General features: G+C 63.8%; 11 protein-coding genes. 3 read left to right on the top strand and 8 right to left on the bottom strand.

Features of this window, described 5'->3' with window-relative positions; all coding sequences use genetic code 11:
• The first annotated feature begins 92 nt into the window (after positions 1-92).
• Positions 93-1484 carry an L-cystine transporter gene (locus Q1W70_RS11755; RefSeq protein ID WP_182342771.1) on the top strand — a complete coding sequence of 464 codons (1392 nt, stop codon included), beginning with the start codon at positions 93-95 and terminating at the stop codon, positions 1482-1484.
• Between the two features lie 122 nt (positions 1485-1606).
• Here Q1W70_RS11755 and Q1W70_RS11750 read toward each other — a convergent pair whose 3' ends face one another.
• Positions 1607-2119 carry a dihydrofolate reductase gene (locus Q1W70_RS11750; RefSeq protein ID WP_166592746.1) on the bottom strand — a complete coding sequence of 171 codons (513 nt, stop codon included), beginning with the start codon at positions 2117-2119 and terminating at the stop codon, positions 1607-1609.
• A gap of 85 nt (positions 2120-2204) precedes the next feature.
• On the opposite strand from Q1W70_RS11750, the gene Q1W70_RS11745 reads away from it, so the two are divergent.
• Positions 2205-3575, top strand: coding sequence for a DUF2868 domain-containing protein (locus tag Q1W70_RS11745; protein ID WP_166592745.1), 1371 nt, complete (start codon positions 2205-2207; stop codon positions 3573-3575).
• Positions 3568-4953, top strand: a complete 1386-nt coding sequence (locus Q1W70_RS11740; protein WP_166592744.1) for a GTPase/DUF3482 domain-containing protein — start codon at positions 3568-3570, stop codon at positions 4951-4953. The genes Q1W70_RS11745 and Q1W70_RS11740 overlap by 8 nt, the downstream gene beginning before the upstream one ends.
• Here the strand turns inward: Q1W70_RS11740 and Q1W70_RS11735 are convergent.
• The 7 genes from Q1W70_RS11735 to Q1W70_RS11705 form a co-directional block, all read right to left on the bottom strand.
• Positions 4950-5507: a phosphonate degradation HD-domain oxygenase gene (locus tag Q1W70_RS11735; protein WP_166592743.1), complete on the bottom strand. Its 558-nt coding sequence runs from the start codon at positions 5505-5507 to the stop codon at positions 4950-4952. The genes Q1W70_RS11740 and Q1W70_RS11735 overlap by 4 nt on opposite strands.
• Positions 5507-6640, bottom strand: coding sequence for a TIGR03364 family FAD-dependent oxidoreductase (locus tag Q1W70_RS11730; RefSeq protein ID WP_302098837.1), 1134 nt, complete (start codon positions 6638-6640; stop codon positions 5507-5509). The genes Q1W70_RS11735 and Q1W70_RS11730 overlap by 1 nt, the downstream gene beginning before the upstream one ends.
• 129 nt (positions 6641-6769) lie before the next feature.
• Positions 6770-7795: a putative 2-aminoethylphosphonate ABC transporter substrate-binding protein gene (locus tag Q1W70_RS11725; RefSeq protein WP_302098836.1), complete on the bottom strand. Its 1026-nt coding sequence runs from the start codon at positions 7793-7795 to the stop codon at positions 6770-6772.
• A gap of 50 nt (positions 7796-7845) precedes the next feature.
• Positions 7846-9570, bottom strand: coding sequence for a putative 2-aminoethylphosphonate ABC transporter permease subunit (locus tag Q1W70_RS11720; RefSeq protein WP_166592740.1), 1725 nt, complete (start codon positions 9568-9570; stop codon positions 7846-7848).
• Positions 9570-10646 carry a putative 2-aminoethylphosphonate ABC transporter ATP-binding protein gene (locus Q1W70_RS11715; RefSeq protein WP_182342779.1) on the bottom strand — a complete coding sequence of 359 codons (1077 nt, stop codon included), beginning with the start codon at positions 10644-10646 and terminating at the stop codon, positions 9570-9572. Before Q1W70_RS11715 ends, Q1W70_RS11720 begins: the two co-directional genes overlap by 1 nt.
• Positions 10647-10804: 158 nt before the next feature.
• Positions 10805-11668, bottom strand: a complete 864-nt coding sequence (locus Q1W70_RS11710) for a LysR family transcriptional regulator (RefSeq protein WP_166592738.1) — start codon at positions 11666-11668, stop codon at positions 10805-10807.
• Between the two features lie 16 nt (positions 11669-11684).
• Complete coding sequence (locus Q1W70_RS11705; RefSeq protein ID WP_166592737.1) at positions 11685-13952, bottom strand: heavy metal translocating P-type ATPase; 2268 nt, start codon at positions 13950-13952, stop codon at positions 11685-11687.
• Positions 13953-13969 lie beyond the last annotated feature (17 nt).

The following is a 13969-nucleotide window of genomic DNA, read 5'->3' as shown; positions in this document are numbered from 1 at the left end:
TTGATATTAATTCAATAGATTTCAAGCTGTTAGGCTTGCCGGTTCGCAATTGCCCCGCGAGGCAATTGGCACAAGTCTTTTTTGGAGTCTCGATGAATCTGCCGCTGATCCTCAATCTGCTGGTGTTCCTGGCCTTGCTGTTTGGCCTGGCACAAACCCGCCACACCACCTGGAGCCTGGCCAAGAAAGTGCTGCTGGCACTGGTCATGGGCGTGGCGTTTGGCGTGGCTTTGCACACGATTTACGGTGCTGGCAACCCCGTGCTCAAAGCCTCCATCGGCTGGTTCGACCTGGTGGGCAACGGTTACGTGCAACTGCTGCAAATGATCGTGATCCCCTTGGTATTTGCTTCGATCCTCAGTGCTGTTGCCAGGCTGCACAATGCCTCGTCCCTGGGCAAGATCAGCTTCCTGACCATCGGCACCCTGCTGTTCACCACCGCCATCGCGGCGCTGATCGGCATTGGCCTGACCAACCTGTTCGGCCTGACCGCCGAAGGCCTGGTGGCCGGCACCCAGGAAATGGCGCGCCTGCAAACCATCCAGAGCGACTACGCGGGCAAGGTCGCCGACCTCAATGTGCCGCAGTTGCTGCTGTCGTTCATCCCGCAGAACCCGTTCGCCGACCTGGCTCGGGCCAAGCCGACGTCGATCATCAGCGTGGTGATTTTTGCCGCCTTCCTCGGTATTGCAGCCCTGCAATTGCTCAAGGATGACGTGGAAAAAGGTCAGAAAGTGATCAACGCCATCGATACCCTGCAAGCCTGGGTGATGCGCCTGGTGCGCCTGGTGATGAAGTTGACCCCCTACGGCGTGCTGGCGCTGATGACCAAAGTGGTCGCCGGCTCCAACCTGCAGGACATCATCAAGCTCGGCAGTTTCGTGGTGGTGTCGTACCTGGGCCTGGGCCTGATGTTCGTGGTCCACGGCCTGCTGGTGGCGTTGGCCGGGATCAACCCGCTGCGCTTTTTCCGCAAGGTCTGGCCGGTACTGACCTTCGCCTTCACCAGCCGCTCCAGCGCCGCGAGCATTCCGCTGAGCATCGAAGCACAAACCCGCCGCCTGGGGATTCCGCAGTCGATCGCCAGCTTCGCCGCTTCGTTTGGCGCCACCATTGGCCAGAACGGCTGTGCCGGTCTCTATCCGGCGATGTTGGCGGTGATGGTCGCCCCGACCGTGGGCATCAACCCGCTCGACCCGCTGTGGATCGCAACATTGGTGGCGATTGTGACCTTGAGTTCGGCCGGGGTGGCCGGGGTCGGCGGTGGCGCTACCTTTGCCGCGCTGATCGTGCTGCCGGCCATGGGCTTGCCGGTGTCACTGGTGGCGCTGCTGATTTCGGTCGAGCCGCTGATCGACATGGGCCGCACGGCGCTGAACGTCAGTGGTTCGATGACGGCCGGGGCGATTACCAGCCAGATCATGCAGCAGACGGATAAAGAGCTGCTGCAGGCTGATGAGCACGAGGAGTTGGCGCACGCTTAAATTCTTTAGCGTCTGATCTGGCCTCATCGCCAGCAGGCTGGCTCCCACAGGGATTTTTGGTGTTCATACAATCTGTGTTTCACCTCAAACCCACTGTGGGAGCCAGCCTGCTGGCGATGCTTTCAGGCTTTTTCCCAGATTTCGAAGCTGTACGCCGGCTTGTCGCCTTCGGCCGGATTCGGCAGATTCGACACCCGCTTCCACTGGTTCAAATCAAACGCCGGAAACCACGCATCACCCTCGGGGCTCAGCGCCACGCGGGTCAGGTACAGCCGATCGGCCTGGGCCAATCCTTGCGCATATAGCTGCGCGCCGCCAATCAGCATCAACTCATCGACACCTTGTTCCAGCGCCCATTGCTGTGCTCGCTCGACGGCGGCGTCCAGCGACGGATAGACCTCGGCGCCTTCCAGCTGCAGGTCGGCCTGGCGGCTGACGACGATATTCAACCGCCCCGGCAACGGCCTGCCGAGGGAATCCCAGGTCTTGCGACCCATGATGATCGGCTTGCCCAGGGTGGTGGCCTTGAAGTATTTGAAATCCCCCGGCAGGTGCCAGGGCATGCTGTTGTCGACGCCGATCACGCGGTTTTCACCGAGGGCTGCGATCAGGCTCAAAGGGAGAGTTTTTTTCATGCCGGCGAGGATACCAGAGCCGGGCTTTCCCCGATAAGCGCCACAGCGGTTATGCTCACAGCTCATTTAAGCGACGGGATGCCGCGTGACTGAACTGAACAACCTCTGGCTGACAGAAACCATCCGCCTGCGCGAAGAGCACGCCGGCCCCCTGGAAGATCTGGAAGCCAACCGACTGGCCCGCAGCGCGGCCGGCGACTTGCCGACGCGTATTCAGCGCCGTGCCCTATGGCTGGCGGAACGCGATGGCTTGAGCGACGCACTCAAACACTGGCTGCAAGGTGCGCGACTGGCGCTGATCGTACTGACGGTGTTGGCCGTGGTCAGCGGCGCCGGCCTGGCGTTTGCCGCAATGGGCGACGGACTGCACCCGGTGAATGTGTTCTGGGCCTTGGGCAGCCTGCTCGGCCTTAATCTGATTCTATTGTTGAGTTGGGCGCTGGGCCTGGTGTTTGCCGGTGAACACGGCGCCAGCCTCGGGCGCCTGTGGCTGTGGCTCAGTGAAAAATTTGCCCGGGATGCCAAAGCCGCGCAACTGGCGCCGGCCCTGCTGCTGTTGCTGCAACGGCAGAAACTCAATCGCTGGGCCATCGGCGTGCTGGTCAACAGCCTGTGGTTGCTGGCGATGCTCAGTGCACTGGTGATCTTGCTGACGCTGATGGCGACCCGGCGCTATGGCTTCGTCTGGGAAACCACCATTCTCAGCGCCGACACCTTTATTGCCGTGACCCAGGCGCTCGGCGCACTGCCGGCCCTCCTCGGCTTCAGCGTGCCGACCGAAGAAATGATCCGCGCCAGTGGCGATGCCGCACTGAATATCGAAAGTGCCCGGCAGGCCTGGGCCGCATGGTTGGTCGGTGTGCTGCTGGTGTACGGCGTGGTGCCGCGCTTGTTGCTCGCGGTGTTGTGCCTGTGGCGCTGGAAATCCGGGAAAGCGGCCCTGTGCCTGGATTTAAACCTGCCCGGCTACGCCCAACTGCGCGAACGGTTGATGCCCACCAGCGAACGCCTGGGCGTCAGCGATGCCGCGCCGCAGCAACTTCATCGCGTGGAAAGCGGCGTCAGTGAACAGCAAAGCGAGGGCGCGTTACTGGTCGCCATCGAACTGGACGACGACCGCCCCTGGCCACCGCAACTGCCGAACAACGTCAGCAACGCCGGCATCCTCGACAGCCGTGAATCGCGGAACAAACTGCTCGAACAGTTGAGTCGTTTTCCCCCGGCACGCTTGGCCATCGCCTGCGATCCGCGGCGCTCACCGGATCGCGGCAGCCTCGCATTGATCGCCGAACTGGCCCGCAACGCCAGCGCCACCCGCGTGTGGTTGCTGCAGGCACCACCCGGCGAAGCGCTGGACGCCGATCGCCTCGGCGATTGGCATGTGGCGTTGGAACAACTGGAGCTGCCGTTTGCCGATTGTGCGCCGATGAACTGGCTGGAGACGGGTCATGACTGACACCAACAAGCAGCCTCTGAAACTCGCCGTCGTCGGCCACACCAACGTCGGCAAAACCTCGCTCTTGCGCACCCTGACCCGCGATGTCGGTTTCGGCGAAGTGTCCCACCGCCCCAGCACCACGCGGCATGTAGAAGGTGCGCGGCTGTCGGTGGACGGCGAGCCATTGCTCGACCTGTACGACACGCCCGGCCTGGAAGACGCCATCGCCCTGCTTGATTACCTCGAACGCCTGGAACGCCCCGGCGAGCGCCTCGATGGTCCAGCGCGACTGGCACGTTTCCTCGATGGCAGTGAAGCGCGGCAGCGTTTCGAACAGGAAGCCAAAGTCCTGCGTCAGTTACTGGCCTCGGACGCCGGTCTCTATGTGATCGACGCCCGGGAGCCGGTGCTGGCCAAGTACCGCGATGAGCTGGAAGTGTTGGCCAGTTGCGGTAAACCGCTGCTGCCGGTGCTGAATTTCGTCAGCAGCGCCAACCATCGCGAACCGGCATGGCGTGAAGCATTAGCGCGGCTGGGTCTGCATGCACTGGTGCGATTCGACAGCGTCGCGCCGCCGGAGGATGGCGAGCGCCGCCTCTATGAAAGCCTCGCCCTGCTGCTGGAAACTGCGCGACCGCAACTGGAGCGCCTGATCGCCGACCAGCAGGCGCAACGCCTGGCGCGCCAGCAAAGCGCTGCCCGCTTGATCGCCGAATTGCTGATCGACTGCGCCGCCTGCCGCCGCAGCGTGGCCAGCGACGCCGAGCAGGAGCAGCAGGCCATCGCCCAACTGCGCAAAGCCGTGCGCCAACGCGAACAGCGTTGCGTCGAAGCCCTGCTCAAGCTCTACGCCTTCCGCCCGCAGGACGCGGCCGCCAGCGATCTGCCGCTGCTGGACGGACGCTGGGGTGATGATTTGTTCAACCCCGAAACCCTCAAGCAACTGGGGGTTCGCGTCGGTGGTGGGATTGCCGCAGGAGCGGCGGCCGGGGCCGGCGTCGACCTGCTGGTGGGTGGCCTGACCCTCGGCGCGGCCGCACTGGCCGGCGCGATTGCCGGCGGCGCCCTGCAAACCGCGCGCAGTTACGGCAGCCGTTTGCTGGGCAAGATCAAGGGCCAGCGCGAGCTGACGGTCGACGACAGCGTGTTGCGTTTATTAGCACTGCGCCAGCGCCAACTGGTGCTCGCCCTCGACCAGCGCGGGCATGCCGCAATGGACAGCATCCAGCTGGCCACGCCCCAGGACAAGAGCTGGCGTGAAGGCAAGCTGCCCGAAGCCTTGAACAAGGCCCGGGCGCATCCACAATGGTCGTCGCTCAATCCCCAGGGCAAATTGAACCAGGCCGAGCGCCAGGAGCAGGTGGAGCTGTTGGCGCAGAAGGTGATCGGCGACTAACCCTGTAGCAGCTGCAACGCCTTGCCCTTCAAAACGGCCAGGTCGATCACCGGCACATTCATTTCCTTGGCCTGCTCATCCCACTGGCGCATGCGCAAGCTGACGGCGCACAGCGGGTCGCGGGCGAACACCCGGGCTTCGTCCTCGCTCATCACCCCACCCTGGTATTCCAGGGTGCGGCGACTGGCTTCACTCAGGCGCTGGTAGTAGCCGGGTTCGGTCAACGTCAGGTAACGCTTGGCTTGCACGTGATACTCCACCAACCGCGCCATGCGCTCGCTGAAACCCTGGCGCCGCAAGTAGTCGGCACCGAGGCGTTCGTGGCTGACCACGCCAAACCCACCCATGTTCTGTGTGCTCTCGCTGCACAGATGGCCGATGTCGTGGAAGAACGCCGCCAGCACCACCTCATCGTCGAAACCCTCGGCCATGGCCAGTTCGGCAGCCTGGGACATATGCTCGATCTGCGACACGGGTTCGCCGATGTAATCGCTGGCACCGAAGCGCTCATACCAGCCGAACACTTCGGCGATCACTTGCTCAGTGCGGTCCATCAGTGCGCTCCAAATAATGTGCTGATGTTGGATTCGGCCATCGCCGGGCCGATGCTCATGCCCACGCCCGTGTGCATCAGGGCGGTATGCACGCCTGGCGCGGCCTGCAGGAAGGAAAACGGCGCCGGCCCTTGAGCACCATAGACGCCCTGCCAGCGCTCGACCACCTGCACCTTGCAACCCAGGGTCTGCTCGGCCAGCTCGATCATCCAGTCATCCACCTGCTCGGCATTGAACGGCGATGGATCGCTGCCGTAGTGGTGAGAGTCGCCAATGATCAGCTCACCATGGGGTGTCGGGCTGATCAGCAAGTGAATGCCCTGCTCATGCAGGTGCGGGGTCTCTCGCAGAATCTGCGCCTGCACGGCCTGCGCTTGCGGCAGGTCGGCGAACGCACCGTAGTGCACGCAGCTCAACCCGGTGAGCAAGGCGTGTTGCAGATTGAGGTCGATCAGCGGCCGGGCGCGGAGCATTTGCAAGCGACAGACCTGCGGCTTGAGCGCGGCAATGGGCTCGGCCAACAGGGTTTGGTAATCGTGACCGGAACAGACAATGATCTGCTCGCCACTGAAGCTGCCCGCGGTGCTGTGCACACGCCCCGGCTCGACGTCGCGCACCAGGGTCGAGAAGTGAAACTCGACCGCCAGCTCCCGGCGCAGGTAGTCGATCAAGGCTGGGAGGGCCTCGCGGGAATACAGCTGCTGATCGTCCAGGCCATGCAACGCCGCGCGGTGATGGCTGAACTGGCCGCCATACAGATCACGCAACGCCGCGCCGCGCAGCAGTTCGACGCGGTAACCGTGCTCGATCGCGCGGCCTTCGCAGAAGGCTGACAACAGTTGCTCTTCCGCTTCGGTGCGGGCAAACAGATAGGAGCCGTTGCGTTTGAGTTGCAAGCCGGCGAGCTGCGCCCATTGGCCCCAGATATCCCGGCTGGCCCTGGCCAGTTCGAGCATCTGCCCGGGCGGTTGACCGGTGACCAGGGCCTGGCCGAAATTGCGCACCGAGGCCCCCAGGGGCGTGGCGCTGCGTTCGAAAACCCTGACCTTGAGCCCGCGCCTGGCAGCGGCATAGGCGTGGGACAGCCCGAGAATGCCGGCGCCGACGATCAGTAGGTCGTTGTGTTGTGTCATTAAGAGATGTCCTGAATTCAAAGCCGCCTTCGCGGGCAAGCGGAGCGCCGCCCGGCCCGCTCCCACAGAGGACGCATTCCACTGTGGGAGCGGGCTGCCCGCGATAGGGCCCCTCAGCCAATAGAGAGCTTACTTGGCCGCCACTTTCTCGGACTTGCCGTCATAACGCTTGCGCCACTCGGCCAGGATCTCGTCGCGGTTTTTCGAGGCCCAGGCGAAGTCGTTCTTGATCAGGCGCTGTTCGTAGTCGGCCGGCAGTTCGGTCTGCGGCTTGGCGATGCCGGGCTGGGCGAGCACGGCGAAGTTTTCCTTGTACAGCTCCATGGCCTCGGTGCTTGCGGAGAAGTCGGCGAGTTTCTTCGCGGCCTCTTCATGGGGCGTGCCCTTGATCACGGCGGTGGCTTCGATTTCCCAGCCCAGGCCCTCTTTCGGCAGGACGATGTCCAGCGGTGCGCCCTGGCGCTTCAACTGCACAGCCGGGTACTCGAAGGAAATGCCGATCGGGAATTCCCCGGCGGCCGCCAGCTTGCAGGGCTTTGAACCGGAGTGAACGTACTGGCCGATGTTCTGGTGCAGGTCGTCCATGTACTGCCAGCCCTGCTTCTCGCCAAAGGTCTGCAGCCAGGCGCTAACGTCAAGGAAACCGGTGCCCGAGGATGCCGGGTTGGGCATGACGATCTTGCCTTTGTACTCAGGCTTGGTCAGGTCCTGCCAGCTCACCGGCTTGCTCAGGCCCTGCTTCTCGGCTTCCACGGTGTTGAAGCAGATGGTCGCGGCCCACACGTCCATGCCCACCCAGGCCGGCGGGTTGGCGGCGTCGCGGTAGTTAGCGCCGATCTTGCCCAGCTCCTTCGGTGCGTAGCTTTGCAGCATGCCTTGCTGATCGAGGATCGCCAGGCTCGACGCCGCCAGGCCCCAGACCGCATCGGCCTGCGGGCGGGCTTTTTCCGCCAGCAGCTTGGCGGTGATGATGCCGGTGGAGTCACGTACCCACTTGATCTCGACATCCGGGTTGGCCGCTTCGAACGCCTGCTTGTAGGTTTTCAGCTGTTCGGCTTCCAGCGCGGTGTAGACGGTCAGTTCGGTTTTCGCCGCGAAGGCGTTCATGCTGAAAGCAGTGAGGACAGCAGCGGCTAGAGCCAAGGGCTTGAACATGGTGCGGTTCCTTTCAGGTGCGGATCAGAGGGTTGTGGGGTTGAGTCGATTCAGTTGCCGGGCGCGGTCTGGCGCCAGGCCTGGGAGCGCCGCAGCAAGCCGCGCGAGGCCCAGGCCAGGAGCAGGGACACGCCCGCCGAGGTGAACAGGATCAGGGTCGACATGGCGGCGGCACCGCCGACGTTGCCGGCGTCGTCCATGTTCAGGACCGCCACCGCCGCAAGGATGGTGTCGGGGCTGTAGAGGAAGATCGCCGCCGAGACGGTGGTCATGGCCGAGACGAACAGGTAGCGCACGATGTCCAGCAGCGCCGGCAGGCAGATCGGCACGGTGACGCGCAAATAGTGGCGGTACAGCGGCGCCTTGAGCGACAGCGCGGCGGCTTCGAACTCTGCGTCGAGTTGGCGCAGCGCGGTGGTGGCGGTCATTTGGGCGGTGGTCAGGTAGTGCGCAATGGTGCACACCACCAGCAGGGTCATGGTGCCGTAGAGCACATGCAGCGGGTTGCCGTTGAGGTTGAAGAAGAATACGTAGCCCAAGCCCAGGACCAGCCCCGGCACCGCCATCGGCACAAAGCTGAGCATGCGCAGCGCCAGGTTCAGGCCACGCTGGCCACGGGTCTTTTCCATCAGATAGGCCCCGGTGAAAATCAGCCCGCTGCCGATCAGCGCCGAGCACAGGGCCATCTTCACGCTGTTGCCATAGGCCAGCCAGCCACCGCCTGCGGTGTCGCCGAACTGATAGTGTTTGAGCGACAACGACAGGTTGTACGGCCAGAATTTCACCAGCGAGGAGTACACCGCCATGCCAAACACCAGTAACAGCACGGCGCAGATCACCAGCACGATGCCCAGGTAACAGCCATCACGCAGTCGCGACGGCGCCGGTTGGAAGACTTGCGCCCGGCCGCTCATGGAGTCGCCATGGCGACGACGCAACCAGGCATCGACCGCAAAGCTGAGCAGTGCCGGCACCAACAGGACCATGCCGATCAGCGCACCGCGACCGAATTGCTGCTGGCCGACCACCGCCTTGTAGGCTTCCAGCGCCAACACCTGATAGTCGCCACCGACCACCACCGGCACGCCGAAGTCGGTGATGGTCAGGGTGAACACCAGGCAGAACGCGGCGAACACCGCCTGGCGCGTCGCCGGCCAGGTGATGCTGCGAAAGGCCCTGGATGGGCTGGCGCCCATGCTCGACGCGGCGTCGAACAGCCGCGCATCCGCCAGGGACAGCGCCGACAGCAGGATCATCAAGGCGTGGGGAAAGGTGTAGATCACCTCGCCCAGCACGATGCCCCAGAAACCGTAGATGTTGTCCGACAGCAGCCCACGCAGCAGGCCCTGGTTACCGAACAGGTACACCAGCGCGATGCCCGGCAGCATCGATGGCGCCATCAACGGCAGCAGCGACAGGCCGCGCCAGATGGCCTTGCCGGGGATCAGCGTGCGCTGCAGGGCGTAGGCAAACAGGTAGGCCAGCGGGACCACAATGGCCGCGACGCTGAGGGACACTTTCAGGCTGTTGCCGAGCAACCAGTGAAAGTTGGCACTGGTCAGCAGCTCGCGGGCGGCGACCAGGCCACCCCCTTGGCCGGCATCATTGCTGAAGCCGCGCCAGAAGATCGCCAGCAGCGGCATCAGCACCGCGACGCTGAGCAGGCACAGGAGCAGGACCTTGCCGCCGAGGACAAAAATCCGGTCGCCGATCTGGGCTCGGGACGTCTGCCGAACCTGCTTGTGCGGTATCGGCAAGGCCATTTGCGTGCTCATCAGGCAAACACCTGCAGGCTGCGCGGTGGCAAGGCGACCATGATGTCCTGGGCACCGAGGCGCGGCATGGCTTCGGGCGCCAGTTCGGCGAGCAGCGCATGGCCTGGCAGGTGATTGAGCTCAAAGCTCATGCGGCAGCGATTGCCCAGGAAGGTGATCTCACGCACCTTGGCCGGGAACAGGTTTTCCTCATGCACCAGCGGGTTGACGCTGATGGCTTCCGGGCGACAGAACAGCCGGCCGGACGCCGCTTTGCCGCTGTTATCGGCCAGGCGCACGGGCATCCCGCCGACCTGGGCGTGGCTGTCACTGCTGCGCTGGAACGGCAACCAGTTGCCCTGGCCGACGAACTCGGCAACGAATGGGGTGGCCGGGCGGTTGTAGATTTCCTGCGGGGTGGCGTACTGCTCGACCTTGCCGTTGTTCATCACGGCAATGCGGTCGGCCATCAGCATGGCCTCGTCCTGGTTGTGGGTCACCATCAGGGTGGTGATGCCCAGGCTGCGCTGCAATTGGCGCAACTCGGTGCACAGATGCTCGCGAACCCGGGCATCGAGGGCCGACATCGGCTCGTCCAGCAGCAGCAGTGAAGGCGCCGGCGCCAAGGCCCGGGCCAGTGCCACGCGCTGTTGCTGGCCACCAGACAACTGGCCGGGGTATTTCTTTTCACTGCCGGTCAGGCCCACCAGCTCGAGCATCTGCGCCACGCGCTGGCGCACTTGCTCACGGCCACTGCCGGCCAGGCCGTAGGCAATGTTGGCTTCGACGCTGAGGTTGGGAAACAGGGCGTAGGACTGGAACAGAATCCCGTAGTCCCGGGCCTGTGGGGCCAGACGGGAAACGTCACGATCCCCCAGGTACAACTCGCCGCGATCCTGGCGCTCCAGGCCGGCAATGCACCGCAGCAAGGTGGTCTTGCCGCAGCCCGAGGGACCGAGCAGGCACACCAGTTCACCGGCCTGCACGTCCAGTGAAACGTTATCCAGCGCGGTGAAGGCGCCGAAGCGCTTCTCGATACCGCGCACCTTCATCGGGGTGCCGGGGAAAACCTGGGCAGTTGCATTCGAGTGGTTCATGGACGGACCTCATCAAGCAGATGTGGGCCATCCTAGGGAGCGAATGCGTAGTTCGTGTGGCAGTGAGGCAAAAACGGCTGATAGTGGTATTGGGGGATTTTGGTTCAGCACCTACAGCAGCGGCTGTCTGCGATGCGCCAGTGCTGGCACCGTAGATCTCAGGCCGGCGCCATTTCCTGCGCCAAACCCAGAAACGCCGCCGGCAACCGGGCGCTCTTGCGCTCCTTGAGGCAATACAGGTATTCCGGGATCTGCGGCGCGTTCTCGATGCTCAACACCCGCAGTTGCGGGTCATGGGGCACTTCCTGGCGGGCGATGATGCTGATGCCGATATTGCGCAGTACCGCTTCACGAATCGATTCGCGGCTGCCGATTTCCAGCAGCGGGCCAAACCCCACCCCGGCACTGGCGAGCAATTCTTCGGTCAGGCGGCGGGTGGTCGAGCCGCTCTCGCGCATCAACAGGGTATGCCCGGCCAAGGCGCTCAGCGGCACGTGGTCGTGTACCGCCAGCGGATGATTGCGGTGCACGGCCAGCACCAACGGATCGCTGCCCAGCACCCGGCGGATCAAACGGGTGTCTTCCAGCAGTTGCGAGGACGCGGCCAGGTCCACCCGGTAGTCCTCCAAGGCTTCGAGAACCTGCTGGGAGTTGCCGATTTCCACCGAGACCTCCACCTGGGGCAGCCGCTCGCGGAAAGCTTTCACCAGGTCGAGAATGTAATACGGCGCGGTCGCGGCGATGCGCAATGCCCCCTGGACCTGACCACTGTTGCGCAGGAAAAACTCGATGTCGGCTTCCTGCTGCAGCAGTGTCTTGACCATGGGCAGCAGGCGCGCGCCCTCCTCGCTGACAGTCAGGCGGCGCCCGCCGCGGTAGAACAGCTCGACCGAGTACTGACTCTCCAGGTGGCGAATCTGGGTCGTCACCGTGGGCTGGCTCAGGCCGAGCTTTTTCGCTGCCAGGGTAATACTGCCCAAACGCGCGACCATGTAAAAAGCCTTCAGCTCGGCACTCAGCACATCAGCCTCTCTTTGTTTATTTGCGCAGCAGGCGCAGACCGTTGAACACCACCAGCAGGGCCACGCCCATGTCGGCAAACACGGCCATCCACATGGTGGCCAGTCCGAAGAAGGTTACCCCAAGAAAGATCGCCTTGATGACCAGGGCCAGGGCGATATTTTGCGTGAGGATATGGGACGTCTGGCGTGACAGGCGAATAAACGCTGGAATCTTGCGCAGATCGTCGTCCATCAGGGCGACATCAGCGGTCTCGATGGCGGTATCGGTACCGGCCGCCGCCATGGCGAACCCGATCTCGGCCCGGGCCAGCGCCGGCGCGTCGTTGATCCCGTCGCCCACCATGCCGACTCGGTGCCCCTGGGCATACAAGTCCTCGATCGCCTTGAGCTTGTCGGTTGGCAGCAAGTCACCCTGGGCCTGGTCGATGCCCACCTGCGCGGCAATCGCCCGCGCCGTGTGCGGGTTGTCGCCGGTCAGCATCAGGGTTTTCACCCCCAGCGCATGCAACTGCTCAATGGCCTCGCGGCTGGATTCCTTGACCGTGTCGGCTACGGCAAACAGGGCCAGCGGGCCAGAGGCGTCGAGCAACAGGACCACGGTCTTGCCTTGTTCTTCCAGGGCGGAGAGTTTTTCTTCCAGCGCTGGCGAGCACAGGCCCAGCTCCTCCACCAGGCGATGGTTGCCCAGATGGTAGGCCTGGCCGTCGATCTCGCCGCGCACACCACGGCCGGCCAGGGCTGCGAAGTTATCCACAGCGAGCAGGCTCAGGTCTTTATCCACAGCCGCCTTGGCGATGGCCAGCGATACCGGGTGGTCGGAGCGTCCAGCGAGGCTGGCGGCAAGCACCTGAGCGCGGGTCTCGACCGTGGGGTCCAGCGCCAGGTAGTCGGTTTGCACCGGCTTGCCATGGGTAATGGTGCCGGTCTTGTCCAAGGCCAGGAAGTCAAGCTTGTAGCCGCCCTCCAGGTACACGCCCCCCTTGATCAGGATGCCTTTGCGCGCAGCCGCCGCCAGGCCGCTGACGATGGTTACCGGGGTGGAAATCACCAGCGCACAAGGGCACGCCACCACCAGCAGCACCAGCGCGCGGTAGATCCAGTCGAACCAGGCCGCGCCCATGAACAACGGTGGAATCAGCGCCACACCGAGGGCAAAGACGAACACCACCGGGGTGTAGATTTTCGAGAAGCTGTCGACAAAACGCTGGGTCGGCGCACGCGCGCCCTGGGCTTCTTCCACGGCGTGGATGATCCGCGCCAGGGTCGAGTGGTTGGCGGCCGCGGTCACCCGGTACTCCAGGGCGCCGGCCTGGTTGATGGTGCCGGCGAACACCTTGTCGCCCACTGTCTTCTCCACCGGCAGGCTTTCCCCGGTAATGGGCGCCTGGTCGATGGTCGAGTTGCCAGCGACCACTTCGCCGTCCAGGCCAATGCGTTCACCCGGGCGAACCCGTACTAACGCGCCCAGCTCAACACTTTTAGCCTCACGTTCGACCCATGAACCGTCGGCCTGCTGCACCGTGACCTGTTCCGGGGTCATCTGCATCAGGCCGCTGATGGCATTGCGCGCGCGGTCGAGGGATTTGGCTTCGATCAGCTCGGCCACGGTGAACAGGAACATCACCATCGCCGCTTCCGGCCATTGGCCGATCAGCACGGCGCCGGTCACCGCGATGCTCATCAGGGCATTGATGTTCAGGTTGAGGTTCTTCAGGGCAATCCAGCCCTTTTTATAGGTGCCCAGACCGCCGCTGAGAATCGAAACCAGCGCGACCAGCGCCACCACCCAGGTCGGTGCGGAGCTGGTGAAGTGGATCACTTCGGCGGCCAGTGCCGTGACCCCGGAAAGCGCCAGCGGCCACCAGGGCTTTTTCATCGGCGCCGCGCGACTGTCATCCGCCTGCGCGCCGTCTTCGATCGGCTCGGCCAGCATGCCGATGGATTTGATCGCGTCGATGATCGGCGCCGTGGTCGGCAGGTCGTGGGTCACGCCCAGCACCCGGTTGATCAGGTTGAACTCCAGTTGCTGCACGCCGGCCAACTTGCCGAGCTTGTTCTGGATCAGCGTCTGTTCCGTCGGGCAGTCCATGGCCTCGATGCGGAAACGACTCAGGCGAGCGCCCTCGGTGGGCGCGTCACTGATTTTGACCAGCGCAGGCGCTGCACTTGAGCAGCAGGAGCCGCCGTGGCTAGCGTGATCGTGTTTATCTACCGGTTGAAGTTTGTCCCCGTGACTGTGCTCATGCGCAGTACCGGGTTTGTGGGTGTGCTGGGAATCGCTCATCAGGTCGCGTCCGTGTA

Origin of the sequence: Pseudomonas kielensis, from assembly GCF_030505375.1 — a bacterium.
Taxonomy (GTDB): Bacteria; Pseudomonadota; Gammaproteobacteria; order Pseudomonadales; family Pseudomonadaceae; genus Aquipseudomonas; species Aquipseudomonas kielensis.
The sequence above is the reverse complement of the archived record's forward strand: the minus strand, read 5'-3'. Positions and strand labels throughout refer to the sequence as shown.

Bases quoted from the DNA above. Each gene is read 5' to 3' on its own strand.
- Q1W70_RS11755 (WP_182342771.1), top strand. From the start codon at position 93: ATGAATCTGCCGCTGATCCTCAATCTGCTGGTGTTCCTGGCCTTGCTG.
- Q1W70_RS11750 (WP_166592746.1), bottom strand. From the start codon at position 2,119: ATGAAAAAAACTCTCCCTTTGAGCCTGATCGCAGCCCTCGGTGAAAAC.
- Q1W70_RS11740 (WP_166592744.1), top strand. From the start codon at position 3,568: ATGACTGACACCAACAAGCAGCCTCTGAAACTCGCCGTCGTCGGCCAC.
- Q1W70_RS11735 (WP_166592743.1), bottom strand. From the start codon at position 5,507: ATGGACCGCACTGAGCAAGTGATCGCCGAAGTGTTCGGCTGGTATGAG.
- Q1W70_RS11730 (WP_302098837.1), bottom strand. From the start codon at position 6,640: ATGACACAACACAACGACCTACTGATCGTCGGCGCCGGCATTCTCGGG.
- Q1W70_RS11725 (WP_302098836.1), bottom strand. From the start codon at position 7,795: ATGTTCAAGCCCTTGGCTCTAGCCGCTGCTGTCCTCACTGCTTTCAGC.
- Q1W70_RS11720 (WP_166592740.1), bottom strand. From the start codon at position 9,570: ATGAGCACGCAAATGGCCTTGCCGATACCGCACAAGCAGGTTCGGCAG.
- Q1W70_RS11715 (WP_182342779.1), bottom strand. From the start codon at position 10,646: ATGAACCACTCGAATGCAACTGCCCAGGTTTTCCCCGGCACCCCGATG.
- Q1W70_RS11705 (WP_166592737.1), bottom strand. From the start codon at position 13,952: ATGAGCGATTCCCAGCACACCCACAAACCCGGTACTGCGCATGAGCAC.